The organism is Rhizobium sp. BK376, from assembly GCF_004341625.1.
GTDB lineage: Bacteria > Pseudomonadota > Alphaproteobacteria > Rhizobiales > Rhizobiaceae > Rhizobium.
This window is the reverse complement of record NZ_SLZG01000001.1, coordinates 401,072-425,188: the sequence shown is the minus strand read 5'-3', so window position 1 is coordinate 425,188 and position 24,117 is coordinate 401,072. Positions and strand designations below refer to the sequence as shown.

Sequence of the window (24,117 nt, the reverse complement as noted above, 5' to 3'; positions counted from 1 at the left end):
TCAAAAAGGTGGACGACAGGGCATGGAGCGCATGGACGAACATGCTTGGAAAGCCTTTCCCGGCGGCGATGAGCTTACAGCCTATTTCGGCCATATCCCGATATTCCACGACGGCGAGATAACGCAGGTCATTCTCAACAGACGCAGCACAAGCCGGATCTCAATTCACATTTGGGGCATGGGGAATGGCGAGGTTGGCAAGCACGCTGTCGTGACCTTGTTGATAGACGACATCATTGATCTCGAACTCGAGAATTTCAGCCACCAGAATGTGATCGGCGACCTGATCATCCGTCCCCTGCTGGAGCGGTGTGAACGTAGTATCTATTACCCGAGAAAATGGTTGAATACCGACGTGGAGATAGAGTTCGTGCCGATTTACGGCTTGAACGGAGTCATACGAGCGGGTTCGGTGGCGCTGGAATTTGTCCGGGGAAAGCCCGAGGACGCGAATCTCAAGCGTCGACCTTGACGTCGCCCGCCAGATACGGGATCCGCACTCGAAGCTAGATAGCTTAAACTTTGCCCAATCATTCTCCTGAGGCTGCTGACAAAATCTGACAGCAGGCTGACCTAGTGTCCTCCCCGCAAAGTCTTCATCAAGAGCCAAAGGGAGCTTCCATGATCACATGGATTCGCAGTGCAGCGATCGCCCCGGGGAAAGTCCCGGACGCATTTGCCTTCGTCAAAAAGGCGGCAAAGCTGATCGAAGAGAAGTATGCCATCAAGATAGTTGCAAGCCGCGCGCTTGCCGGCAATCCGACCCGGATATTCTGGTACGCCCAGCACGACGACCTGCAGGCCTACGAGCGCGACCATCAGAAAATCAACACTGATATCGAGTTTCAGCAAATGCTCGGGGAAGCCAGCCAATGCTTTATCGCAGGCTCAACCCATGACGAGATTCTGCAGACATTCTAGGTGAATGAATGGCTGGCTAAGTGAGCGACCGGCAATGATGCCCGGCAACTCATCGCTGGTTCAGCTGCAGCCGTGTCCGATAGAAGTTTGCCGCATCGGGCGAAGCATGAACATCGCATTGCTTCGAGCCGACCGCGACCTTGACGATCGAGCTGACGGGCAGGGAAGGGCGCACCGGCACGTCCCGCTCGATCGAGCGGCCATGGAGCGAATGCCAGTTCTGATAAAGAACAGCCACTTCGTCATCGTTCTTGTCGGTGAAGATGGCGACGACGCAGACAAAATCGTCGTCGATCGGATCACGATTGTCCAGGCTAAGATTGCCGGTCAGCGTGTTTGACTTCGCATCCATATGAAAAGCGAAGCTGTAGTGCTGGTCCCTTTTCCAGTCCCACTTGTCGTCGACGATCCGGCAGAAGCCTCTTTTATCCTTGGCAATGCACTGATCAACGGGGCGAATTCTCCAGACATAGTCTTTCCAACCGTCGGCATTGGCGACCGGTGAATGGTCACTGGTCAGAAGACCGATCGCGATGGAGAGCTCTTTCAGGAAAAACGCCATATCTGGAAAATGCCCGTGCCCGTGATTCTGCGCAAGATGGATGCCAGTGCTCAAAAAAGGCGTAATGGCAGGCTGATGTCGCCGTCATCCGATTCCAGGATTTCGACGGCAAAACGACAAAAGGCCCGGGTCGATCCCAGGCCTTTTTCAATCTCGGCGGCCTTCTCAGTCGTAGAACGCGTCCACGACCTTGCGCTTGCCGAGCATGAAGGCGTCGGCTACGTGGCGGAGGGGTGCAAGGTCGACGTCTGACGTGCCGGCCTTGGTGATCTCGGCGAAGCGGCGGTAGAGGGCCGGGTACTCGGCCTCGGGTGCGGAGAATTTCAGCTCGCCATCGACCGACAGCTTCGAGCCGCCCTCGTTGAGTTCCATGCGGCCCGCCTCGGTTTCGGCGATGATGTCCCAGCTCTGCTTGCCGGTCTGGAGCCAGTCGAATTCGGCATGGACGGGCACGTGATCGGCATTGCGGAAATAGAGGTCGGCAGCAACGGGCGCGTCGCGATTTTCCGGGAAGTCCAGGGTCGCGGCGGTGAGGAACATTGGCTTCGGCAGGATGTGGGTGACGATCGACAGCGCATTGATGCCTGGGTCGAAGACGCCGAGGCCGCCGGCCTGCCATATCCATTCCTGGTTCGGGTGCCAGTGGCGCACGTCTTCCTTCCAGATGACATGCATGTTCTTCATCGTTGTCGAGGCGAGAAAGCTTTTGGCCGCTTCGACGGCGGCCGCATAGCGCGAATGCCAGCTGGCAAAGAGCGAGGCGCCCTGCTTGTCCGCAAGCTCCTGCAGGTCGGCTACTTCGGAAAGCGTCGCGCCCGGCGGCTTTTCAAGGAAGACGTGCTTGCCGGCGACGAGCGCCTTGTAGGCAGCCTCATAGCGATACTGCGGCGGCATGCAGAGCGAGACGGCATCGATAGAGGGCTCTGCCTCGAGCATCGCCTCGATCGAGGTATAGGCGGGAATGCCGTCGACGGTGCCGTGCCGGCTCGCGGTCGCCACAAGCTTGAAATCGCCATTGGCTGCAATGGAGGGAAGATGCTGATCGCGGACGATCTTGCCGACGCCGACGATGGCAAGGTTGATGGCAGACATGGGCTTGCTCGCTCTGAATGGTTCACTCGAAAAGTATGATTATTGCGGGTGTTGTAGCAGAAAGCCGGCCGCGAGCAAGGCCGGCAAACGTTTCTCCGCGGCGATCAGCGGATCGTCCGGGTGTCCGCCTGCGCGACGACGTCCGAGGACACGGGCCGCTTGTTATAGCGCAGCGTGACGACCTTGTATCCCTCTCTTTCGAGCCGGTTGAGCAGGGTCGGCAGCATGGCTGCGGTGCGCGTGTGGATGTCGTGCATCAGGATGATGCCGCGGCCGCGCTTGTGCAGCTCGTTCATGGTCCGCTGCATGACAGCGACGGGCGTCACGCTGAAATAGTCCTTGCTGTCGACATCGACATCCATGACGACAAGATCGCGCATCGCAACGGCAGCGCGCAGCTTCTTCGAATCGGCGAGATAGGGGAAGCGGAAGAAATTGACGTCTGAACCGACGGCCTTCACCACGGCGTTTTCGCCGCGCTGGATCTCGGCCATCGCCTGGTCGAAGCTCATCTTGTCGAGATCGGGGTGCTTGAACGTATGGCTGCCGATCGTATTGCCGTCGGCGAGCACCTTGCGGGCGATCTCCGGATGGGCCTGCGCCATCTCTCCAACCATCATGAAGGAGGCCTTGACGCCGAATTCGTCGAGCGCGGCCAGAATATGCTCGGTCTTGCCGGGCATCGGGCCGTCGTCGAAGGTCAGGATCACTTCTTTGTCGGCAAGCTTGATGTCGCTGAGCGAGGAAACGTAGAGCGTGCGCCCCGCGAGATGATGACCGAAGACGGAATGCGTGGTGACCGGGTCCAACTCGGCGGTTTGTGTGCCGCCCCAGGAGGAAGGCTCCATCGAAACAGGATCGTTGGCTTTCAGAGCCTTCGTTTCGGTGGGGGACGCCGCATAGGCCGTCTTCAGCGAAGCCGCTGATTCCGGAGGTTTGGTCGCACAGCCGGCAACGGAGAGGGAAATGGCAAGGCTTGCCAGCAGTACGCGAAAAGACATCGGAACCGTTCAACATATAAATCAATGAATGTTGGGCGTAATTTTTCCGATTATGGTTAACGTTCGGTTTAAATTGAGCGGGAAACCGGCCTTAGACGCGGACCAAAACAGGGAGTGTGTCTTTGGGGCATACGGGACGCTTCCGGCCGATTTCAGGCGCAAGGGATGGCCAACGCCATACCAGCCCGCGCCCGTAGACACGCAGCGGTCAGACGTTGCAGCCGTTAAAGGATTGCTCCTGTGGCCCCGCCTTACTGCGTCGCGCAGATCGGAATAGGCTTGCTTGGCGGTGGCGGATGGTCCTGCTTGTATTTGACGATGATCGGCTCGAGCGTCGTCTTCGGCCAGAATTTCGGAGTGCTGATTTCCTTCAGGCAATCGTCGTTCCAGTAGAGCCCGGCCTGGCTCAACGAGGCGTGCGTTCCCACAGCCTTGGCGACCGCGGCGATATCTGCCGATTCAGGGTAGATATAAAGCGTCGTCGGATTGTCCTTCGTCATGGACATGACTTGCGTGGCGTCGGCGGGTGTCCAACTGGTGCAGCCGTCGCTGCGGCCGCCGGCATAGGTCACCAGCGTGCCGAACGGAACATATCCGTCGTGGTTCGCATAGGGGCTTTGCGGGTTCTTCATCATGCATATGCCCGAGACCTTTGCAGCCGCATGGCCGCCGATGGCGCGCTGGCGGGCATTGGCGGTTTCGCCTTCCCCGTCAAACTGCAGAAACGAGCGCACGTAGGCTGCATCCTTCATGCCCGAAGCTCGGTAATAGCCCTTGAACGTGGTCTTGACCTCGCTGGTCATATAGGAGCCGCCGGTCGTCAGGTTTGAATCCATGGCGTTGCCGAAGTTCCGCGCGCATTCCCGCCCATTGGAGAAATCGGCGGCACCCTTCAGGTCGCGGCCACTGCCGTGCCCGGCCGAAATGGCGCGAAACGACTGGCTGGCCTCGCAGATGACGTAGAACCGGCCGCCTGTCTTCTCGCCGCTCGGATCGTTCGGCTTCGTCGCGTCCATCGCGAAGTAGCAGGGGTTCTTCACCTTGCCTTCGCTGACGCGCTGCATGTAGAGCGCGCGCGCTCTCGAAAGCACAGGCCAGGCGATCTGCCCCGGCCCGAAGCCGACATGCGCGCTGAGCCAGGCCGGAACGCTCGGCTGCTGTGCCGCGACGGAGGCTTGCGGGCCGCAAAAGAGGAGGGCCGCTACGCCGGCGAGGCCGATAGTCTTGCGAATAGTCCAGTGGCTTGAGGTCGACCGCACGTGATCAGCTTTCCCAAAAAAAGCGGGCTCGGCAGCCGTGCGCCGCCACCCGTGATGGAACCGGATAGCGTGATTCGGATCAAATTTCTCCAAATCATGCCATTCACTCCTTCGTGAATCGCAATTTTTGATCCAACGTGAAGAGGGTGTCTGCCGTCTGCTAGGGCGCAATAATCCCGCAGGCCCTTAGACTTAACCCGCCATCGCCGTTTCATATTCCGACGAAAGTTCCAGCCATTGCTCTTCCGCAGCCGCCAGCTTTGCCGCCGCTTCGCCACGCTGCTTGGCCTTGTCGGCAGCCTTTGCCGGGGTCTTTTCATAGAGCGCCGGATCTGCAAGTTCTGCATCAAGCGCCTGAATCTGTTTCTCCAGCTTCGCCGTCAAGGATTCGATTTCGTTGATCTTTTTCTTGAGCGGCGCGAGCGAGGCGCGGCGGTCCGCATTCAGTTTACGCTGGTCGGCCTTCGAGCCTGCGTCCTCAGCTAGCTGCGGCTTTTCTTCTTTTTTTTTACCGGAAGAAACGATCAGGTCGCGATACTCGTCCATATCGCCTTCGAAGGTCGTGACCGTGCCGTTGTTGACCAGCCAGAGCCGATCGACGGTCGCCTCGATCAGATAGCGGTCGTGCGAGATCAGGATGACGGCGCCCTCGTAGTCATTGAGCGCCTCGATCAGCGCCCGGCGGCTGTCGATATCAAGATGGTTCGTCGGCTCGTCGAGGATCAGAAGGTTAGGCGCATGGAAGGCGGCAAGCCCCATCAGCAGGCGCGCCTTCTCGCCGCCCGAAAGGTCCTTGGCGGCCGTCGCCATCTTCTCGGTCGCCAGGCCCATCTGCGCCACGCGGGAGCGTACCTTCGCCTCGGGCGCATCAGGCATCAGGCGGCGCACATGTTCGACCGGCGTCTCGTTGGGAACGAGGTCGTCGAGCTGGTGCTGCGCGAAGAAGCCGATCTTCAGGCTGGGAGCGAGCTTGACCGCGCCACTCTCTGGCTCAAGCCGTCCGGAGATGAATTTCGCGAAGGTCGATTTGCCGTTGCCGTTCGAGCCGAGAAGCGCGATGCGGTCGTCATTGTCGATGCGGAGATTGAGGCCCTTCAGGATGGGATTGCCCGGCGTGTAGCCCACGGCTCCTCCCTGGATCGCGACGATCGGGGAGGCGGGCTGCTTGTCTGGCTCCGGAAAAGTGATCGGCTGGACATGATCCTCGATAACCGACGCAACCGTGCCCATGCGCTCCAGCGCCTTGACGCGGCTCTGCGCCTGCCGGGCCTTTGAAGCCTTCGCCTTGAACCGGTCGATGAAGCTCTGCAGATGCTTGCGGGCGGCCTCGTTCTTCGCCTTCGCCTTCATCTGCAACTCGTCGTTCTCGGCCTTCTGGCGCTCGAACTGGTCGTAGCCGCCGCGATAGAAGGTGAGCTTCTTCTGGTCCAGATGCACGATCGAGTTGACGGCATTGTTCAGAAGGTCGCGGTCGTGGCTGATGATGATGACGGTATGCGGATAACGGCGGATATAATCCTCCAGCCACATCGTGCCTTCGAGGTCGAGATAGTTGGTCGGTTCGTCCAGCAGCAGAAGGTCCGGTTCGGCAAAGAGCACGGAGGCCAACGCCACGCGCATGCGCCAGCCGCCGGAAAAGGCGGATGCCGGGCGCGCCTGCGCCTCCTGGCTGAAGCCGAGACCGGCAAGGATGCTGGCCGCGCGGGCTTCCGCCGAATGTGCATCGATATCGACAAGACGCATCTGGATTTCGGCGATGCGGTGGGGATCGGTCGCGGTTTCCGATTCCGCCATCAGCGCGGTGCGCTCCTTGTCGGCTGACAGAACGATCTCGATCAGCGAATCCTCGGTGCCCGGCGCTTCCTGCGCCACCTGGCCGATGCGCGCATTCTTCGGGATCGAGACCGATCCGGTCTCCGCGCCGAGATCGCCGGTGATGATGCGAAAAAGCGTTGACTTGCCCGCGCCATTGCGCCCGACCAGGCCTGCCTTTGTGCCCGAGGGCAGCGAGACGCTGGCATTGTCGAGAAGCAGGCGCCCGGCAATACGGGCGGAAATGTCTGATATCGTGATCATGGCGCGGTTTTGGCCGAAGTCGGCGGGGAAGGCAAGGGCTCAGCGGGTGGACGCGAATAGCTTGTTTGGCTGTAAATCCACGGCGTCGTCCATCCACTTGGTCAGTCGGAGGCACGAGTTCCGCCGGCGCATCGTCTTGAGCCGGAATTGTTGCCGCAAAAAAGCTTTGTTCAGACTGCAACTCTTCCGGTGAAATTTCTGAAAACGCCATTTTAAGAAGAATTTTAGATTCAGAGTATCACATGTCGTTGAGAGTCAGAGTCTTCTTTGCAGCAGTAGGCATTGTTTTGGTCGTTGTCCTGGGAGCTTCGGCTTGGTTGTGGAATCGGTCGGCCGCCTATGGCTTCAATTCGATATGGCGGAGAGGCGGCACATACTGGATCAGCATCAAGGCCGATGATCCGCGCCTTTCGCCGGCAATGCAGCTATCCCTCAGCAATCCCGAACCTGTCGCCACAGCCGGACCGTTTGCTTGGCGCGAGGTGGAAAAGGGCTTCGAGGTCTCCGAGCTTCCCGTCATGGTCGGTGGCCGTCAGGTCGATACCATCCTGCTCAATCGCATCGATCCCGCGCTATATCGCTTCGTGGCGCGCAATGCGCCGGCCGGGAATATGGGCATCGACGAATGGGAGAAGGTACTTCCGAAAGCGGTGCTGATCGTCAACGGCAGCTACTACAATCTCAAAGGTGCGCCGGATACGCCGATGCTAAGCGAGGGTGTGCCGATGGGGCCGAAAGACTACGATGCCAAGGCCGGCGTTTTCATTGCCGGTGACGGCTTCGCGGACATCAAGGATCTGTCCGCACAGACATGGCAAACGGCTTTTCAAGGTGCAACCAATGCAATGGTGTCCTATCCGCTGTTGCTCGGGCCTGACGGTGAGACACATGTGCCGGTCAAGAGCCGATGGCTCGCCAACCGAACCTTCGTGGCCAAGGATGGCGATGGACGTATGATTGTCGGCACGACCAAGGAAGCCTTCTTTCCACTCGATCGCCTCGCCGATTTCCTGAAGGCATCGCCACTGAACCTGAAGATCGCGCTGAACTTCGATGGCGGCCCGATCGCCTGCCAAAGCGTGAGGCTGAATGGATTTCAGCGGAAATTCTACGCGAAATGGGAGGCACAGGTCTATGGCGACGAGGTCAGGCTTCTCAGATGGCCGATAAGCAGCGCGAATTGGGCGATGCCCATGGTACTGACGGTCGAGCGGCGAGGGGATGGCTGATATGCCATCCCTACTCCCGCCTCGTTCCGGTGCGTAGCGAGACGCTGGCATTGTCGAGAAGCAGGCGCCTCAACAATACGGGAGGAAATACCTGATCATAATTACGATGCTGCTTTAGCCGAAGTCGGCAGGCAGGGATGCATCTCCGCCGTTCACCCGGCGGACGGGGGCCACAGTCGACGCAGCTTATTGCGCAGCCTTGTTGCCCTTTGCGCCCGCCTTCATGACGTCGCTTGTGCTGGAACCCAGCGCCTGTCCGGTCTGTTTCGCATCGGTTGCCATTCCTTTCGCGGTATTGGCGCAGGACGACAGTGTGGCGACTATTATTAAAGCGGCAGCGAGCGAAACTTTGAGCATGGCGGACCTCCCGGTTGCGGTGGTCGCATAACGATCTCGCAATGATTTAGTTCCTCGCGCGGCGAGCGGTGCATGCCCTTATTATCAATCCCTGGTGCTCAGGCAATTTCACCAACTGGTAGACGCCTTATCGCTGGAAGATCTGGATCGGCTTGCGGCGATTGGCCTGGGCTGCGGTGAGCGCCTTCTCGGCATGGCCCATCAGCTGGGCCGCCGATGAAGCGTCCGTGCCGAGTGCGATGCCGATCGAGATCGTCAGCCTGCCGGGGTCGGTCTTGTCGGAGGTCGCATAGACCAGATTTTCCTCGACGGATGCGCGCAAGCGCGTGGCGATAGCCAGCGCATCCTCCGTTCCGACATCGCTGAAGATGAAGCTGAAGTCGTCGCCACCGAGGCGGGCCACGAAATCGTTCTTCTTTACCGACTTGCGGAAGACCATGCCCAGCTTCTTCAGGAGATGATTGGCAGGCTGGGGGCCATATTTGTTGTTGAAGGCGCGGAAGTCGTCGATATCGACGAGGAAGAGCGCGGTGCCGGCCTCGCGACCGTCCTCGTAAAGGTCAGTCAGCCGGTTGATGAGGGCGATCTGGTTCGGCAGCCCGGTGATGCGATCGGTGGCAGCGGCGGCGCGGATTGCAGCATTGCCTGACTCCAGCGCCTCCAGCTTTTCCATCTCGTCCTTCAGCTTCTCCGTCAGCTCGGTTTCGTAGAGCATGAGGTTGGTCAGCGAGGCGTTGAGGAAATCCATCTCGGCGGTGAACTGGGCAAGGCTCTGGTTCTGGTCCTCCGCGACCGAATGGGCGACGGTTTCGACGGCGCGCATGAAACCCTGCTTCTTTTGCAGTCCCTCGTTCAGTTGGCTGGCAACCTCGCGCAACATCGCTGCGGCGTCGGCATTGGATTTGTCCGCCACCAACCCGCAATGGCTGACGAGCCGATGCTTGAGGCCGATCTCGTCGAGCATGGGTTGGGAAGGATTGGAGCCGAGCGCGCCGATCTCGGCGGCGATCTCGCGGTTATGGCCGAAAAGCGCTTCGTGGAAGAGCTGATAGTTGCGCGGCAGCCCCTGGACCTTCAGCTTGGCCATGTAGTGGCCGATCTTCTGCAGATCGATCGGCGCTTCCGCGTCCTGTATTCCGCTATGGTGCGCCAATGCGCCCGCATGTGAATGAGCCATCCCTGCCCCCTGTTCGGCATCGGCCCGCTGGTTCAGGGCCCTGGTTCTTTGCGATAAGAATAGCCGGGTGGGCAGTTAAAACCGGATGAACGCCGGGCGCTACGGGTATGATTTTCCTGCTCTATCAGCAGATGAAGTTAACGCGAAGTTGCGGGCACTGTCACCTGCACTCATCAGGGATGGTTGGGCGATGAGGTCCGGATTTAGCCGTAGAGCCATTCCTGACCGTCGCCGCGCAGGAAATAGATCAGGTCCATTTCCAGGCTCGGCTTGCCGAGCGCGGTCAATATGGCATGGCATTGGCCGCGATGATGGGTCTGGTGGTTGAAGAGATGAAAGAGTGTCGGGCCAAGCGGATGGGTGAATTCCATCGGCCGGGTGACGGGCCTGTAGGTGATGTCGCGGGAGAGTGCGGCCTCGTCCAGTATCGCGACCCAGTCGATGATCCGCTGGTCCAGCCGCTGCCGGGCGGCATCAAGCGTTTCCAGCGTCTCGTATAGCGCGATGCCGAGCGTTTGCGGCAGGTCGCCCGACCCGGTGAAGCGGTGCATCCACATCATGTCGGCAACCATCAGATGATCCAGCGTTCGATGAAGCGAGCCGAAAAATGCGCCCATGTCCCTATGGTATTCGGTGTCGGTCAGTGTGGCGGCGGCGTCGAAAAGCAGGCGGTTCGCCCAGCGGTTATAGTTCGCGAACATTTGTAGATGTCTCGGCATTGTTTGCTCCCTCCGTGGCAATGAAATGATTTCAAGGATGAATTGAATGTTGTGTTAGGCGCCAGTCATGAAATTGCCTGGCGGGACGATGCGCTCGACTGTGACAGCGGCGTGAAATTGGCGCGTCCCCCTTGTTTTCGGGCAAAGGGGCAGGTAAAGACCGCCCACTTTTCCAGTAAAACAGAGGATTTGACCCATGGCGATTGAACGCACCTTCTCGATGATCAAGCCTGATGCCACCAAGCGCAACCTGACGGGCGCCATCACCAAGATGCTCGAAGATGCCGGCCTGCGCGTCGTCGCCTCCAAGCGCGTCTGGATGAGCAAGCGCGAAGCTGAAGGCTTCTACGCCGTTCACAAGGATCGTCCTTTCTTCGGCGAACTCGTTGAAGGCATGACCTCGGGCCCGACGATCGTTCAGGTTCTCGAAGGCGAAGGCGCCATCCTGAAGAACCGCGAAATCATGGGCGCAACCAACCCGGCCAACGCTGCTGACGGCACGATCCGCAAGGTTCACGCCCTCTCGATCGGCGAAAACTCGGTTCACGGTTCCGACGCTCCGGAAACCGCTGCTGAGGAAATCAAGTACTGGTTCTCCGACACCGAAATCGTCGGCTGATTCAGCCTTTCAGCATTCCGCGCGAATGCCTTGAATTGACTCCTCAAAGCCGGGCTCGTCCCGGCTTTTTGCGTTGTGCCGTGAAGCCTATGCCGGGCATTTGTCGGTATTGGAAAAATCGGTCGTGCCATCGGCCTTGAAGACCTCGGGGTTCTTCTCATAACCGGCGCCGACGACGAGCGGCTTGCTCGGCAGTATCGACTGATCGACGTCGGATTTAAATTCCGCCTTCAGCTCCTGCAGGACCTTGCCGTCCTTGTCGACCAGTTTGACGCTAACGGAGTAGGGCCGGTCCTTGCGGACGCAATGCAGGTTCTCGCTCTGAAGCGAGATGTTTTCATCGATCGGGAAAATCTTTTGATCCAGGACGAGAGGCGCGCCACCCTGCGGATTTTCGAATTCGGCAACGAGCTTCGACCCATCGGGGATCGGTGACGTCTTCTTCAGCGTCAGTAGATAGGTGGCGCTCGCCACGCGATAGTTGAAGACGAACAGATGACCGGTCACCTCAAGCATGTTCTCCGCCTGCCTCTGACAGGCCGAGAGCAAAAGTCCGGCCGCAGCCATCACGGTGATCAAACGGTTCCTCATGGCGCCTCCTCTCTCTTGCGGCGATAGTGCCGGTTCGCCTTGGCGCGGTTGCCGCAGACGGCCATGTCGCACCAGGTCCGGCTTTTGTTCTTGCTGCGGTCGATGAAGAGCCAGCCGCAATTGCCGCAGATCTTCATCCGTTCCTCGTCGGGCATGGCGATCAACCGCAGCGTCGAATGTACGGTCGCCGCATCCAGTCCCTCGGGTGATTGCGCTCGGCTCAAGGTTTCCGACAGCGCCGCCAGCAGCTCGGCCAGAAGCCCGTTGCTTGGCTCCTTGAGAACGCGGGCGCGGAAATAGCGGTCGATCATCTCGCGCAGCCGGATGAAGCCCGGTCTGCCGTCCGCATGAACAGGAATTATATCGCCGAAAAGCGCCCGCTCGGCACAGAAATTGGCGGCCGCCTTCGGAAAACTCTCAATCTGCCCCGGTGCCTCGAAGCGATCGATCCGGCGCGTCTCGTCATGCCGCAGGATGACGCTGTTGGCGACATCGAGCGCCAGTGCGCCGCCGGAAAAGCGGTGGGGGGTCCAGGAAAAGCTCATGGTCAAAATATAACTGGTAAAAGCAATTTTGCCAGTTATTATTTGACGATCGCCGGAGTTCTCCATGGCCTATCTATTGCAGCAGTTGGCAAATGCCGTTCCGCTCGCCGCGCTCTATGCGGCGCTTGCTTTCGGCTATGCCATCGGCTTCGGCGTCACACGCCGTGCCGACATCAGCTATGGCGCGCTTTATGCCTTCTCGGGCCAGCTCCTGCTGCTCTTTACCGATTTCGGCTACAACCGGATGTTTCTGGTCCTGCCTGCGGCGATTGCCTTCGGAGGCGCACTGGCTGCCGTCTATACTGTCGGGGCAGGGCTCTTCATCGGCCGGACGATCATGCAGCCGCTGGCGAAGAAATCGCCGAACACCGTCATCGTCGCAGCGTTGGGCATGGTCATCGTCCTCGGCGAAACGGCGCGGCTTGCTTCCAATGCGCGCAGCATCTGGCTGCCGCCGCTGATGAGTCGGTCGATCGTCTTCTGGGACGACGGCGCCTTCAAGGTGGCGCTCACCCAATTGCAGCTTCTCAATATTGGGCTGATGGCCGCAATCGTTCTCTGTGGAGCCGCCATCATGCGATACACGTCCTGGGGCCGCATCTGGCGTGCCGTCACCGACGATGCGCTCGCCGCCGAACTGTGCGGCGCCAGCGCCGGCCGTGTCTTCCTCGTGGCCTATGGGGCATCGACGCTCATCGCCACGCTCTGCGGCATCCTGTCGACCTCCTATTACGGCACGATGGATTTCAGTGTAGGCCTGCTATTCGGCCTCAAGGTCCTGATGATTGCCGCCGCCGGCGGCTATTCCGATCCGCTGAAATCGGCGGGCGGGGCTGCATTGGTCGGCGTGGCCGAAACCCTCTGGGGTGCCTATGGCCCCCTCATGTGGCGTGAAATGGTGATCTTCTCGGCGCTCGTTCTGGTTCTGGTGCTTAGTCGGCGCGAGCGGGCGATACCCTAGAAAGACTTTAGAGCTTATGCCACTTGTCCCGGGCGGTCTGGTCAGCGTCTCTTGCCGTCACCCAGTCGCCTTCCGTGCCGTCCCGTCCGTGCTCTTTCTTCCAGAAGGGCGCGGAGGTCTTGAGAAAATCCATGACGAAATTGGCGCCGTCGAAAGCGGCTTGCCGGTGTGACGCCGCAGCGATGACCAGCACGATGTTTTCGCCGGGCACGATCTTGCCGTAGCGATGGATGGCCGTCAGTCCCAGCAGGTGGAAGCGCTCGATGGCGATCTCGGCAATGCGCGTGATCTCCGCCTCCGCCATGCCGGGGTAGTGCTCCAACTCCAGCGCCCCGAGCGTGCCGCCTTCGTCGCGGCAGAGGCCGGAAAAGGTGACGACGGCGCCGATGCCGGGTTGGCCGTTGGTCAGTCTGTCGACTTCGGCCTGGAGGTTGAAATCCTCGCGTTGGACGCGGATGGTGGGGGTCATGGGCGTTTCCTATGCAACACTTCCCGGCCCTTTGCATGGCTCCGGGCGTTCGTCACTGCAATCGATTCACTAGATCGATTGCTCCGGCTCCGCCGGATCGTTCCTCACCCCCCAGTCATCGGCGGAAACAGCCCGATCTCGCGGGCATTCCCGATCGGCTCGTCGTGCTCGACATGTTCCATGTCGATGGCAACGCGGATGGCTTCGGGAAACTGAAGCGCCATCTCATATTCCTCGCCCAGTCCCTTGAGATGATTCAATAGATCGCCAACGGTCACGACTTCTGATGGCAGGGACATTTCTTCCTCCGCCTTGCCGATGCGTTCACGCACCCATGCGAAATAGACAAGTCGCGTCATGCTTCGTCATCCACGATATGCTTCAGGCCGGCGCGGAAATAGTCGTAGCCGGTATACATCGTCAGCAGCGCCGCGACCCACAAAAGCAATATACCAAGCGATGTCGTATAAGGGAAAATCTCGTCGCCCGCGGGGCCTGCGAGCAGGAAGGCGATGGCCACCATCTGGGCGGTCGTCTTCCACTTGGCGATCCGTGTCACGGGCACGCTGACCTTCAGCGCCGCCAGATATTCGCGCAGGCCGGAAACGAGAATCTCGCGGCAAAGAATGATGATGGCCGCCCAGATCGACCAGCCCGCAATCGTCTGGTCGGCGGCGACGAGCAGTAGCACCGCGGCGACGAGGAGCTTGTCGGCGATCGGATCGAGCATGCGGCCGATATTCGACGTCTGGTTCCAGATGCGCGCGAGATAGCCGTCGAGGTAATCCGTGATCGAGGCAATGATGAAAATCCACAAGGCCACCCATCGCGATGTGTTGCTGATCGCCAGCTTCCCCTCGACGAAGAAACACAGCACGATCAGCGGCACGGCGAGGATGCGGCCATAGGTGAGCAGATTGGGGATGCTATATGCGCGCGATGCCATGGAAACCGTTTTCTCTGGGGTCGGAGCGGTAGATGATGTGTTAGAGCTTTAGCGTCAACATTGTTTCTGTTTTTTCGTCGCCATTGCGTGGAATTTGCGACTGCGCGGATTTATTTCGCGGCGTCGTCGTGAAAGTGATTGTAAACCTGCTTGGCGACAGCCTCGGAGATACCCTCGACCGCCGTCAGGTCCGAAAGCGCCGCCCGCGAAACCGCCTTCGCGGTACCGAAATGCTGCAGCAATGCTCTCTTTCTCGACGGGCCGATCCCGCCGATCTCGTCGAGCGGGTTTTTCACCATTTCCTTCTTGCGTCGTGCTCGATGTGAGCCGATCGCGAAACGGTGCGCCTCGTCGCGCATACGCTGGATGAAGTAGAGGACCGGATCGCGCGGCGGCAGCGTGAAATTATCGCCGCCCGGCGGGAAGAAGCGTTCGCGTCCTGCTTCGCGGTCGACGCCCTTGGCGACGCCGATGGCGATCACGCTGTCGGTGATGCCGAGCTCTTCGAGAATAGCCCGTACGGCAGTCATCTGTCCCTGGCCGCCGTCGATGAGGATAACGTCGGGCCAGGCGGGGAAGGGCAGGTCGGCCGCATCGGCCGCCGAAGGCACAGCGCTGCGGTCGGGAATTCCCTCTTCCTTCAGCAGGCGCGAGAAGCGCCGGGTCATCACTTCCTTCATCATGCCGAAGTCGTCGCCGGGGGTGATGTCGGTCGATTTGATGTTGAACTTCCGATACTGGCCTTTGACGAAGCCTTCCGGCCCGGCAACCACCATGCCGCCGACCGCATTCGTGCCCATGATATGGGAGTTATCGTAGATCTCGATGCGCTGCGGGGTGTAGGGAAGCTTGAACGTTTCCTTGAAACCTTCCAGGAGTCGCGATTGCGACGCCGTTTCGGCAAGCTTGCGTCCATGCGCCTCGCGGGCATTGGCGACGACATGATCGACGAGATCCTTCTTCTCTCCGCGCTGTGGCACCAGGATCGAGACCTTGTGGCCTGCCTTTTCGCCGAGAGCAGCCGCCAGCAGTTCGATCTCCTCGACCGTCTCCGACAGCAGGATCTGCCGCGGCACCGGTTTGTCGTCGTAGAACTGCGCCAGGAAGGCGTTCAGCACCTCGGCGCCTGACAACTGCGGATCGGCCTTCGGGAAATAGGCGCGGTTGCCCCAGTTCTGCCCGGTGCGGAAGAAGAAGACCTGGATACAGGAAATCCCACCTTCGTGATGGATCGCGAAGACATCCGCCTCCTCGACGCCGGCCGGATTGATGCCCTGATGACTCTGCACATGGGATAGCGCGGCAAGCCTATCGCGATAGATCGCCGCCCGCTCGAAATCGAGGTCTTCGGCGGCCGCGTTCATCTCCTCGGCCATGTGCGCTTTGACGTTCTGGCTCTTGCCGGAAAGGAAGTCCTTGGCTTCCTGCACCAGTTCGGCATAGCCCGCATCGCTGACCTCGTGCGTGCAGGGGCCGGAACAGCGCTTGATCTGGTAGAGCAGGCAAGGCCGCGTGCGCGTCTCGAAGACGCTGTCGGTGCAGGTGCGGATCAGGAAGGCGCGCTGCAGCGAATTGATGGTGCGCCCGACGGCGCCCGCTGAGGCGAAGGGACCGAAATACTCTCCCTTGCGCGCCCGCGCGCCACGGTGCTTGAAGATGGCAGGCGCGCGGTGATCACCTGTGATCAGGATATAGGGAAACGACTTGTCATCGCGCAGCAGCACGTTGAAGCGCGGCCGCAAGCGCTTGATCAGGTTGGCTTCCAGCAGCAGCGCTTCGGTTTCCGTGCGCGTCGTCACGAATTCCATGTTTGCCGTCTGGCGAACCATCTGGGCGATGCGGTTGGAGTGGACGCGACCCATCGCATAGTTGCCGACGCGCTTCTTCAGGCTGCGGGCCTTGCCGACATAGAGAACGTCGCCGGCCTCGTTAAACATGCGGTAGACGCCGGGGCTGTTCGGCAGCCGCTTGACGAACTCGGCGATCAGGTCGGCGCCTTTCAGCCCGCTCTCGTTCTTGCCGCCTTCGTTCCAGTCGACGGCTGCAATGGGAGAGGGGGCGGCATCGCTTTCCACCTCGATGTCGTCTTCGATCTCTTCCGATTCGTCATAGAGAACGCCGCCGTCCGGCAGCTTTCGTCCATTCATTCCAGGCTCTCCAAGATGTCCGGGGTCTGCCAGGCAAGATGCTGGCCGCCATCCAGGGCAATCATTTGGCCCGTGATCGAGGGCGTGTCAAAAAGAAAGCGGATCGTCCGCCCAAATTCGTCGAGGCCCGGGCCGGCTTTCAGGATCAGCCCGTCGACCTGCCTCTGGAAATCCTCTTTCGATTGCCGCTCGCTCGGCATGGTCGGCCCCGGCCCGATTGCGTTGACCCGGATATTGGGGGCAAAACTCTGCGCCATGGTCTGCGTCGCCGTCCAGAGCGCGGACTTCGACAGCATGTAGGAATAGAAGCGTGGATTGAGCGCCCAAACGCGCTGGTCGATGATGTTGACGATGAGGCCGTGGGCACCCTTCGGCAATTGGCGTGCGAAGGCTGCGGCAAGGATCGAGGGCGCACGAACATGGACCGCGAAATGGGCGTCGAATGCCGCGGCATCGAATTGGTGGGCCGTATCCCCCTGGAAGATGGAGGCGTTATTGACGAGAAGATCGAGCGGTCCGAACTCGGATACGACCTTTTCGACGAGGTCCGATGTTTCGGCAATATCACTTAAATTCGCACGTGCCGAAATTGCCCTTTTGCCGGCTTGCCGCAATTCCGTCACCAAGGCATCGGCCTCTTTCAGCGATTGGTTGGCATGAATGACGACGCCGAAGCCATTAGCCGCCAAATCTTCTGCAATCGCCCGGCCTATTCTTTTGGATGCGCCCGTGATCAGTGCGCTGCGCAGTTTACCGTCGCTCAAGTTCTTGCCTTTTCACTGCCGTTACCCAACCGTCACACATATAGGATGCCGGTACATCATCTGAAAAGGCCTGTCCTTATTCGATGCATACCTTTGTTGTTCTGTGTAAAGCTTTAGAAATAGTTGGGTAAATTTATGTATTCTTGGATTTACGGATGATTAAGGTTAATAGATTCTGTGTTGCGATGAAGCAACATCGAAATTCAGCCATGTGTGTGCCACAATGATATCATAATTTGGCTCTTCCAATTCCTCAATTGGACGCCAATTTGACACTCGATCCGGGAGGGACATCTGGTGATTACTCGTGATGCTTAGGGTGTAGAGACAGTATGCCGGGCGAAACGAGATGAAAAGGAGAATGGAATATGCGTACGCTTATCGTGACCCTCATGGCCTCGACCTTTGCTATTGCAGGCTTTACCGCTGCTCACGCAGCTGACGCTGTCGAACAGGTCCCGCAGCCGCCCGTCGCCCAGGACGTTGCACCTCCGCCAGCCAACTGGGCCGGCTTCTACCTCGGTGGCGCTGGCACCTACAACATGGGCAAGTTCACCCATGGTGGTGACAATGGCTACGCCTTCGGCGGTCAGGTCTATACCGGCTACAACTGGGAACAGAGCAACATCGTTTACGGCGTTGAAGCAGATCTCGGCTACTCCGGTCTCGACAACACCCATGACGGTTACAAGAACAAGAACGAGTTCAACGGCTCGGTTCGCGGCCGCCTCGGCTACGACTTCAACCCCTTCCTGCTGTACGGCACGGCTGGTCTTGCTCTCGGCAAGAACAAGGTTGAAGACGCCACTTCTTCCGACAGCGCAACGGCAGTCGGCTGGACCGCAGGTGTAGGCGCTGAAACGATGATCACGAACAACATTACTGCTCGTGTTGAATACCGTTACACCGACTACCAGAAGAAGAACTTCGACCTCGACTCCGGCAACGTTTCGCGTGGCTACGACGAGAACAGCGTCAAGGTCGGTATCGGCCTCAAGTTCTAAGTTTCGATCATTCGCTGATCGTGAAAAGCCGGGGCGCGCGCCCCGGCTTTTTCTATTTTGCGATATCGTCTTAGGCGTCCTTCGGGAAGTCGGTGGAGACCGCGAGTTCCCGCCAGGCGGCCAGCTCTTTCGCGACGCTTGCATTCTTGGCTTCGATCGCCGCGACGGTGTCGCTGCCGAAGGGCATACGCAGCGGCGGGTTTTCGGAATGGGCGAGCGTGATCATTGCCTTTGCAAAGCGGGCAGGGTCGCCCGGCTGGGCATGATTGTGATCGGCCGCAAAAGCGCGCATCGCGCCGACGGGCGTTTCATTGTAGTCGGGGATCGAGCTCGGGCTGATGGAAAGCGAGCTGTCGTCGAGGAAGTCCGTCCGGAAGAAGCCGGGCTCGACGACCGTCACCTTGATGCCAAGTGCTTCGACTTCCATGGCAAGGGCTTCCGAAAGCGACTCGACCGCAAACTTGGTCGAACCATAGATGCCCCAGCCGGGATAGCTGACATAGCCGCCGATCGAGGAGACGTTGAGCACGTGGCCCGAGCGCTGGCGGCGCATATGGGGCAGGACCGCCCGCGTTACCTTCAGAAGGCCGAAGACGTTGGTCGCATAGACCTTTTCGATCTCCGCAGCACTGGCTTCCTCGACCGCGCCCAGCAGGCCGAAGCCGGCATTGTTGAGCAGAATATCGATCCTGCCGAAGCGCTTGACCGCCTGTTCCGCCGCCTTGTTGGCCTGCTCCTCATTCGTGACGTCGAGGGCGACGGTCAAGAGGTTTGCATGGTTGCCAAACTTGGCGGCAAGGCCCTCCGGATTGCGGGCCGTGGCGACGACGGCGTCACCGGCATTGAGGGCTTCCTGGGTGATGAGGGCGCCGAAACCGCGGGAAGCGCCTGTGATGAACCAAACACGCATGACATTCTCCTTCAATGGGTTGGCAAGGATTGGAATTTGCTTGCGAGGAGAAAGGTAGCTTGTGACCCGTGATGAGATAATCTACTTTCTCTTCCATGAAGAGCTGAGAATTTCTCATCAATGAAACGCGTTCGATCCAGCGACCTCGCCATCTTTCTGGCCATTGCCCAGCACCGGAGCTTCCGCAGGGCAGCGGTCGAGCTGGGCGTCACGCCTTCGGCGCTCAGCCATTCCCTGCGTGCGATCGAAGAGCGATTGGATGTGCGCCTCGTCAACCGTACGACCCGCGGCGTGGGGTTGACGGAAGCGGGCGAGCGGCTGTTCGACCGCATCCGTCCCGCCTTTCTCGACATCGAGGATGCGCTGGAGGATCTGGATAATTTCCGCAGCGAGCCGTACGGCAAGCTGCGCATCAATGCGTCGCGCATCGCCGCGAGGCTGACGCTTCTGCCGGTCGTTTCACGTTTCCTGGAAGCCTACCCGGCGGTCGAAGTCGAGGTGGTGATCGACGACGCCTTTGTCGATACCGTCACGGCCGGCTTCGACGCCGGCGTGCGTTTCGGGGAAAGCATTGCGGCCGATATGATTGCGGTGCCGCTCGGGCCGCGTCATCGCTTTGCCGTGGTCGGCGCACCCTCACATTTCGAGCGCCACGGAAAGCCGCTGACGCCGCACGATCTGAAGAGCCATTCCTGTGTCCGCTATCGTTTTGCCGGCGGTTCGTTTTACCGTTGGGAGTTCGAGCGCGGCGGCATTGAACTGGAGATCGAAGTGCAGGGGCCGCTGACGCTTGGCGATCAGGACATCATGTTGGGCGCAGCACTCGACGGGGCAGGGCTGGCCTATCTGTTCGAAGAGCAGGTGCAGTCGCATATCGCTGAGGGAAAGTTGATCCGCGTACTGGAGGATTGGTGCCCCTATTATCCGGGCTTCTTCCTCTATTATCCGAGCCGCCGACAATTGCCGACGGCGCTGAGGGCCTTCGTGGATTTCATCAAGGCAGACGCGGCACGACAAGCCGGCAACCGCTGAACCTGTTTAGGCCTGCGGCTTCAACTCCGCATAGTCGGGGAAGGTTTTCTCGAAGGCGCGAGCCCAGGCGATGAGTTCGCCGTGATGGTCTTCCCACTGACCCTCGAAGCGCAGCTGCAGATAGCCGATCAGCGCCGCCAGCGCGAAATGGCCGCCGTGCAGCTTCTTGCCGATTTTCGGATAGTCGACGCTCAGATGGTTGAGCGTGCGGTTGACCTTCATCCATTGCCGGTCGATCCAGGGCTGGAACACCTTTTCTTCGCTGCGGAGACGCCGCTCGTAGACGATGGAGAGAAGGCATTCGCAAGCGCCATCGCAAAGGGCTTCCAACACCTCGGCTTCGGTACGCTTCGCCTCCTTCGAAGGGTAGAGCTTCTTGCCCTTCATCCGGTGGAAGTAATGCGTGATGCTGCGGCTATCGAAGATCGAGATGCCATCGTCCGTCAGAAGCGTCGGGATCTTTCCGAGCGGATTGTTGTCGACGAGGATTGCTGGGCCGGCATTGGTGTCGACGCGGACTTCCATGAGTTCGATGTCGAGATAACGGGCGGCCATCCGCACCTTGCTGGAAAAGGGAGAGGTGGAGGAAAAGAGGAGCTTCATTAAATCACCTTTGGACTAACAGCCGTTCCTTCGGCCGCATATGCGTTATCATTTTTCCCCGCGCAGCCAGAAGGCGCGGTGCGAGGCGAAACGGTCCTGCGCCAGCATATCCTTCAGCGCCGGCAGCAGCGCGTGCAGCTCGTCCTTCAGCGTAAAGGGCGGATTGACGATGATCAGGCCGGAGCCGGTGAGGCCCGTCGTGTCGCGGTCGCTCCTGACAGCAAGCTCGGCGCAGAGCGTCTTCGGAATTTCGGATGCCTGCAGCGCTTCATGAAATTTCTTGATCGGTGCATCCTTCTTCAGCGGATACCACAGGCAATAGGTGCCGCCCGGGAAGCGCCGGTAGCCCTTGATCAGGCCGTCCACCAGCCGTTCGTATTCTCCGTCCTCCTCGAAAGGCGGATCTACCAGCACGATGCCGCGCTTCTCCTTCGGCGGCAGATGCGCGCCGAGCGCCAGCCAGCCGTCGAGTTCGGTGATGCGCACATGATGGTCGCCTTCGAACAGTCTGTGCAGACGGTTGAAATCTTCGGGATGAAGCTCCATCGCCGAAAGGCGATCCTGCGGCCGGAAAAGCATGCGCGAAAGCTTCGGCGAACCGGGATAGAAGCGCACACCGCCATTGGGATTGAGCTCGCGGACGGCCGACAGATAGGGCTCCAGCAGATCGGCCACTTGCGGCGAAAGCTCGGCTTCCATGATGCGACCGATGCCGTCGCGCCATTCTCCGGTCTTTTGCGCTTCCTCGGAGGACAGATCGTAGAGCCCGATGCCGCCATGGGTGTCGAGCACGCGGAAAGCTTTGTCCTTGTTCTGCATGTAGCGGACGAGCCGCGCTAATATCGCGTGCTTCAGCACATCGGCGAAATTGCCCGCATGGTAGATATGCCGGTAGTTCATTTCGAGTGAAGCCCGCATGATTTGTTGTGATGGACCGCTTGAGGTCTTTTGGCCGGTCCCGGCATGAAATATAGAAGTCTCATGAACATTGCGACCCCCATTCACGCCAAAGCGAAAATAGGCCACACGGCCTGTCCCCATGACTGTCCCTCGACCTGCGCGCTCGAGGTCGACCTGACCGAGGATGGCAGGATCGGCAGGGTGCGAGGGGCCAACGATCACTCCTACACGTCGGGGGTCATCTGCGCCAAGGTCGCCCGCTATTCGGAGCGGCTCTATCACCCCGATCGCCTGATGCATCCGCTGCGCCGCGCAGGCACCAAGGGGGCGGGGCAGTGGCAGCAGATCTCCTGGGACGACGCGCTTGATGAAATCGCCGAAGCTTTCATCAAGGCCGAGGCGAAGGATGGCAGCGAGGCGGTCTGGCCCTATTTTTATGCCGGCACGATGGGCCTGGTGCAGCGCGATTCGATCGAGCGCCTGCGCCATGCCAAGCGCTATTCCGGCTTCTTCTCCTCGATCTGTACCGCGCCCGCAACCACTGGCTTCTTGATGGCGGCCGGTACCTTGCGCGGTCCTGATCCGCGCGAGATGGCCCGCACCGATTGCATCGTGCTCTGGGGCACCAACGCGGTCTCGACCCAGGTCAACGTGATGACCCACGCGATCAAGTCGCGCAAGGAACGCGGCGCAAAGATCGTTGCCATCGACGTCTACGACAATCCGACGATGAAGCAGGCCGACATGGCGCTGATCGTCAGGCCCGGCACGGATGCGGCCCTTGCCTGCGCCGTCATGCACATCGCGTTCCGCGACGGCTATGCCGACTGCGACTATATGGCGAAATATGCCGATGACCCCGCCGGTCTCGAAGCGCATCTGAAATCGAAGACGCCGCAATGGGCAGCCGGCATCACCGGCCTGCCGGTCGATGAAATCGAGGCCTTCGCTCGTCTCATCGGCAGAACCAGGAAGACTTATTTCCGTCTTGGCTACGGCTTTACCCGCCAGCGCAACGGTGCCGTCGCCATGCATGCGGCTGCGTCAGTCGCCACGGTTCTTGGCTCCTGGCAATATGAGGGCGGCGGCGCCTTCTATTCCAACGGCGATATCTTCCGGATGGACAATTCGGAAGTCATCGGCCGCTCGATGAAGGATCCCGATATCCGCATGATCGACCAGTCGCAGATCGGCCGCGCGCTGACCGGCGATGCCGAGGCGCTGCGTCATCGCGGCCCGGTCACGGCGATGCTGATACAGAACACCAATCCGATGAATATCGCGCCCGAACAGCGGCTGGTGAAGCGCGGCTTTGCCCGGAGCGATCTCTTCGTCGCCGTCCACGAGCAGTTCATGACCGAGACGGCCGAAATGGCCGATATCGTCCTACCCGCCACCATGTTCGTCGAGCATGACGACATCTACAAGGCCGGTGGCCAGAGCCATATCCTGCTCGGCCCCGAGCTGGTCGAACCGCCACTGAGCGTGCGCACCAATCTCTTCGTCATCGAGGAACTGGCCAAGCGGCTCGGCGTTGCCGATCGCCCCGGCTTCGGCTTTACCGCCCGCGAAATGGTCGATCGCATGCTCGAAAAAAGCGGCCTGCCTGACTACGACCATTTCCTCGAACACAAATGGTTCGACCGCCAACCGGATTTCGAGGATGCGCATTTCCTCAACGGCTTTGCCCATGCGGACCGCAAGTTCCATTTCCGCCCGGACTGGGTCAATCAGCCGGCCTCGAACCGTCCGCCGGCCTCGATCGGTATGCTCGGCCCGCATATCGAGCTGCCCGTATTCCCCGACCAGGTCGACGTGATCGAGCTTGCCGATCCGGAGCATCCTTTCCGGCTTGCCACCTCGCCAGCGCGCAATTTCCTGAATTCGAGCTTCTCGGAGACCAAGACCTCCCGCCAGAAAGAAGGCCGGCCGGAAGTGATGATCAATCCGCAGGATGCGGAAGGTTACGGCATCGCACATGGCGATCTCGTCCGCATCGGCAACACCCGCGGCGACCTTCGCATCCACGCGCGTGTCACGACCGAGGTGAAGCCCGGCGTGCTGATTGCCGAGGGTCTGTGGCCGAACAAGGCGCATGTGGATGGCGAGGGGATCAATATCCTGACCGGAGCCGATCCGATTGCACCCTTTGGCGGTGCCGCCGTCCACGACAACAAGGTCTGGCTTCGCCGCGACGCCGTCTGATACAGGGCAGGGAGGCGAGCAGCACCGA

Annotated in this window: 26 protein-coding genes; 8 read left to right on the top strand and 18 right to left on the bottom strand. The window is 59.9% G+C overall.

The genetic code is table 11. The features are described from left to right. Positions 1-22: 22 nt before the first annotated feature. Both EV561_RS02195 and EV561_RS02190 read left to right on the top strand, forming a co-directional pair. Positions 23-472, top strand: a complete 450-nt coding sequence (locus tag EV561_RS02195) for an Imm50 family immunity protein (RefSeq protein WP_245512563.1) — start codon at positions 23-25, stop codon at positions 470-472. 149 nt (positions 473-621) lie between these two features. Beyond that, a complete protein-coding gene (locus tag EV561_RS02190) occupies positions 622-921 on the top strand; it encodes an NIPSNAP family protein (RefSeq protein WP_132517150.1) in 300 nt (99 codons plus the stop codon). Positions 922-970: 49 nt separating this feature from the next. Here EV561_RS02190 and EV561_RS02185 read toward each other — a convergent pair whose 3' ends face one another. From EV561_RS02185 to EV561_RS02165, 5 genes are all read right to left on the bottom strand, one after another. Continuing rightward, positions 971-1,483, bottom strand: a complete 513-nt coding sequence (locus EV561_RS02185) for a hypothetical protein (protein ID WP_132517148.1) — start codon at positions 1,481-1,483, stop codon at positions 971-973. A 165-nt stretch (positions 1,484-1,648) separates the two neighbouring features. After that, a complete protein-coding gene (locus EV561_RS02180) occupies positions 1,649-2,575 on the bottom strand; it encodes a Gfo/Idh/MocA family oxidoreductase (RefSeq protein WP_132517146.1) in 927 nt (308 codons plus the stop codon). A 104-nt stretch (positions 2,576-2,679) separates the two neighbouring features. Further along, positions 2,680-3,576, bottom strand: coding sequence for a polysaccharide deacetylase family protein (locus EV561_RS02175; RefSeq protein WP_132517144.1), 897 nt, complete (start codon positions 3,574-3,576; stop codon positions 2,680-2,682). 251 nt (positions 3,577-3,827) lie between these two features. Further along, a complete protein-coding gene (locus tag EV561_RS02170; RefSeq protein WP_132517143.1) occupies positions 3,828-4,835 on the bottom strand; it encodes a hypothetical protein in 1,008 nt (335 codons plus the stop codon). Between the two features lie 192 nt (positions 4,836-5,027). After that, positions 5,028-6,911 (bottom strand): ABC-F family ATP-binding cassette domain-containing protein, encoded by a 1,884-nt coding sequence (locus EV561_RS02165; protein ID WP_132517141.1) that lies wholly within the window; start codon positions 6,909-6,911, stop codon positions 5,028-5,030. A 317-nt stretch (positions 6,912-7,228) separates the two neighbouring features. Between EV561_RS02165 and EV561_RS02160 the strand changes: the two genes are divergently transcribed. Continuing rightward, positions 7,229-8,140, top strand: coding sequence for a phosphodiester glycosidase family protein (locus EV561_RS02160; protein WP_245512562.1), 912 nt, complete (start codon positions 7,229-7,231; stop codon positions 8,138-8,140). Between the two features lie 186 nt (positions 8,141-8,326). On the opposite strand, the gene EV561_RS02155 is transcribed toward EV561_RS02160, so the two are convergent. The 3 genes from EV561_RS02155 to EV561_RS02145 all read right to left on the bottom strand — a co-directional run bounded on the left by EV561_RS02155 (position 8,327) and on the right by EV561_RS02145 (position 10,393). Continuing rightward, complete coding sequence (locus EV561_RS02155) at positions 8,327-8,497, bottom strand: entericidin (RefSeq protein ID WP_132517137.1); 171 nt, start codon at positions 8,495-8,497, stop codon at positions 8,327-8,329. A 127-nt stretch (positions 8,498-8,624) separates the two neighbouring features. Next, on the bottom strand, positions 8,625-9,674 hold the full coding sequence (locus EV561_RS02150; protein WP_132517135.1) for a GGDEF domain-containing protein: 1,050 nt from the start codon (positions 9,672-9,674) through the stop codon (positions 8,625-8,627). Positions 9,675-9,877: 203 nt separating this feature from the next. Then, positions 9,878-10,393, bottom strand: a complete 516-nt coding sequence (locus tag EV561_RS02145) for a DinB family protein (RefSeq protein WP_132517133.1) — start codon at positions 10,391-10,393, stop codon at positions 9,878-9,880. 196 nt (positions 10,394-10,589) lie between these two features. Here EV561_RS02145 and ndk point away from each other — a divergent pair, with 196 nt between their 5' ends. Continuing rightward, the gene (ndk, locus tag EV561_RS02140) at positions 10,590-11,012 is read left to right on the top strand and encodes a nucleoside-diphosphate kinase (RefSeq protein ID WP_132517131.1); all 423 of its coding nucleotides are present in this window, start codon (positions 10,590-10,592) and stop codon (positions 11,010-11,012) included. An 87-nt stretch (positions 11,013-11,099) separates the two neighbouring features. Here the strand turns inward: ndk and EV561_RS02135 are convergent, their stop codons facing one another. Together EV561_RS02135 and EV561_RS02130 are read right to left on the bottom strand one after the other, a co-directional pair. Continuing rightward, complete coding sequence (locus EV561_RS02135; RefSeq protein ID WP_132517129.1) at positions 11,100-11,603, bottom strand: hypothetical protein; 504 nt, start codon at positions 11,601-11,603, stop codon at positions 11,100-11,102. Then, positions 11,600-12,148, bottom strand: a complete 549-nt coding sequence (locus tag EV561_RS02130; protein WP_132517127.1) for a CGNR zinc finger domain-containing protein — start codon at positions 12,146-12,148, stop codon at positions 11,600-11,602. The genes EV561_RS02135 and EV561_RS02130 overlap by 4 nt, the downstream gene beginning before the upstream one ends. Positions 12,149-12,212: 64 nt before the next feature. Between EV561_RS02130 and EV561_RS02125 the strand changes: the two genes are divergently transcribed. Next, entirely contained in the window at positions 12,213-13,109 is an 897-nt protein-coding gene (locus EV561_RS02125; protein ID WP_132517125.1) for a branched-chain amino acid ABC transporter permease, read from the top strand. A gap of 7 nt (positions 13,110-13,116) precedes the next feature. Here the strand turns inward: EV561_RS02125 and EV561_RS02120 are convergent, their stop codons facing one another. The 5 genes from EV561_RS02120 to EV561_RS02100 form a co-directional block, all read right to left on the bottom strand. Continuing rightward, positions 13,117-13,578: a molybdenum cofactor biosynthesis protein MoaE gene (locus tag EV561_RS02120; protein ID WP_132517123.1), complete on the bottom strand. Its 462-nt coding sequence runs from the start codon at positions 13,576-13,578 to the stop codon at positions 13,117-13,119. A gap of 104 nt (positions 13,579-13,682) precedes the next feature. Further along, complete coding sequence (gene moaD / locus EV561_RS02115) at positions 13,683-13,937, bottom strand: molybdopterin converting factor subunit 1 (RefSeq protein ID WP_132517121.1); 255 nt, start codon at positions 13,935-13,937, stop codon at positions 13,683-13,685. Then, positions 13,934-14,524 (bottom strand): CDP-diacylglycerol--glycerol-3-phosphate 3-phosphatidyltransferase, encoded by a 591-nt coding sequence (gene pgsA, locus EV561_RS02110; RefSeq protein ID WP_132517119.1) that lies wholly within the window; start codon positions 14,522-14,524, stop codon positions 13,934-13,936. The genes moaD and pgsA overlap by 4 nt, the downstream gene beginning before the upstream one ends. Before the next feature lie 110 nt (positions 14,525-14,634). Beyond that, positions 14,635-16,671, bottom strand: a complete 2,037-nt coding sequence (uvrC, locus tag EV561_RS02105) for an excinuclease ABC subunit UvrC (RefSeq protein ID WP_132517117.1) — start codon at positions 16,669-16,671, stop codon at positions 14,635-14,637. Continuing rightward, positions 16,668-17,435, bottom strand: coding sequence for an SDR family oxidoreductase (locus EV561_RS02100; protein ID WP_132517115.1), 768 nt, complete (start codon positions 17,433-17,435; stop codon positions 16,668-16,670). Before EV561_RS02100 ends, uvrC begins: the two co-directional genes overlap by 4 nt. A gap of 368 nt (positions 17,436-17,803) precedes the next feature. On the opposite strand from EV561_RS02100, the gene EV561_RS02095 reads away from it, so the two are divergent. After that, positions 17,804-18,439: an outer membrane protein gene (locus EV561_RS02095; RefSeq protein WP_132517113.1), complete on the top strand. Its 636-nt coding sequence runs from the start codon at positions 17,804-17,806 to the stop codon at positions 18,437-18,439. 70 nt (positions 18,440-18,509) lie between these two features. On the opposite strand, the gene EV561_RS02090 is transcribed toward EV561_RS02095, so the two are convergent. After that, the gene (locus tag EV561_RS02090) at positions 18,510-19,349 is read right to left on the bottom strand and encodes an oxidoreductase (RefSeq protein WP_132517111.1); all 840 of its coding nucleotides are present in this window, start codon (positions 19,347-19,349) and stop codon (positions 18,510-18,512) included. A 120-nt stretch (positions 19,350-19,469) separates the two neighbouring features. Between EV561_RS02090 and EV561_RS02085 the strand changes: the two genes are divergently transcribed. Continuing rightward, positions 19,470-20,381, top strand: a complete 912-nt coding sequence (locus EV561_RS02085; RefSeq protein WP_132517109.1) for a LysR family transcriptional regulator — start codon at positions 19,470-19,472, stop codon at positions 20,379-20,381. 6 nt (positions 20,382-20,387) lie between these two features. Here EV561_RS02085 and EV561_RS02080 read toward each other — a convergent pair whose 3' ends face one another. Continuing rightward, entirely contained in the window at positions 20,388-20,984 is a 597-nt protein-coding gene (locus EV561_RS02080; RefSeq protein ID WP_132517107.1) for a glutathione S-transferase family protein, read from the bottom strand. 48 nt (positions 20,985-21,032) lie between these two features. Then, the gene (locus tag EV561_RS02075; protein WP_132517105.1) at positions 21,033-21,884 is read right to left on the bottom strand and encodes a 23S rRNA (adenine(2030)-N(6))-methyltransferase RlmJ; all 852 of its coding nucleotides are present in this window, start codon (positions 21,882-21,884) and stop codon (positions 21,033-21,035) included. Positions 21,885-21,965: 81 nt separating this feature from the next. On the opposite strand from EV561_RS02075, the gene EV561_RS02070 reads away from it, so the two are divergent. Beyond that, complete coding sequence (locus tag EV561_RS02070) at positions 21,966-24,089, top strand: molybdopterin oxidoreductase family protein (RefSeq protein WP_132517104.1); 2,124 nt, start codon at positions 21,966-21,968, stop codon at positions 24,087-24,089. Positions 24,090-24,117 lie beyond the last annotated feature (28 nt).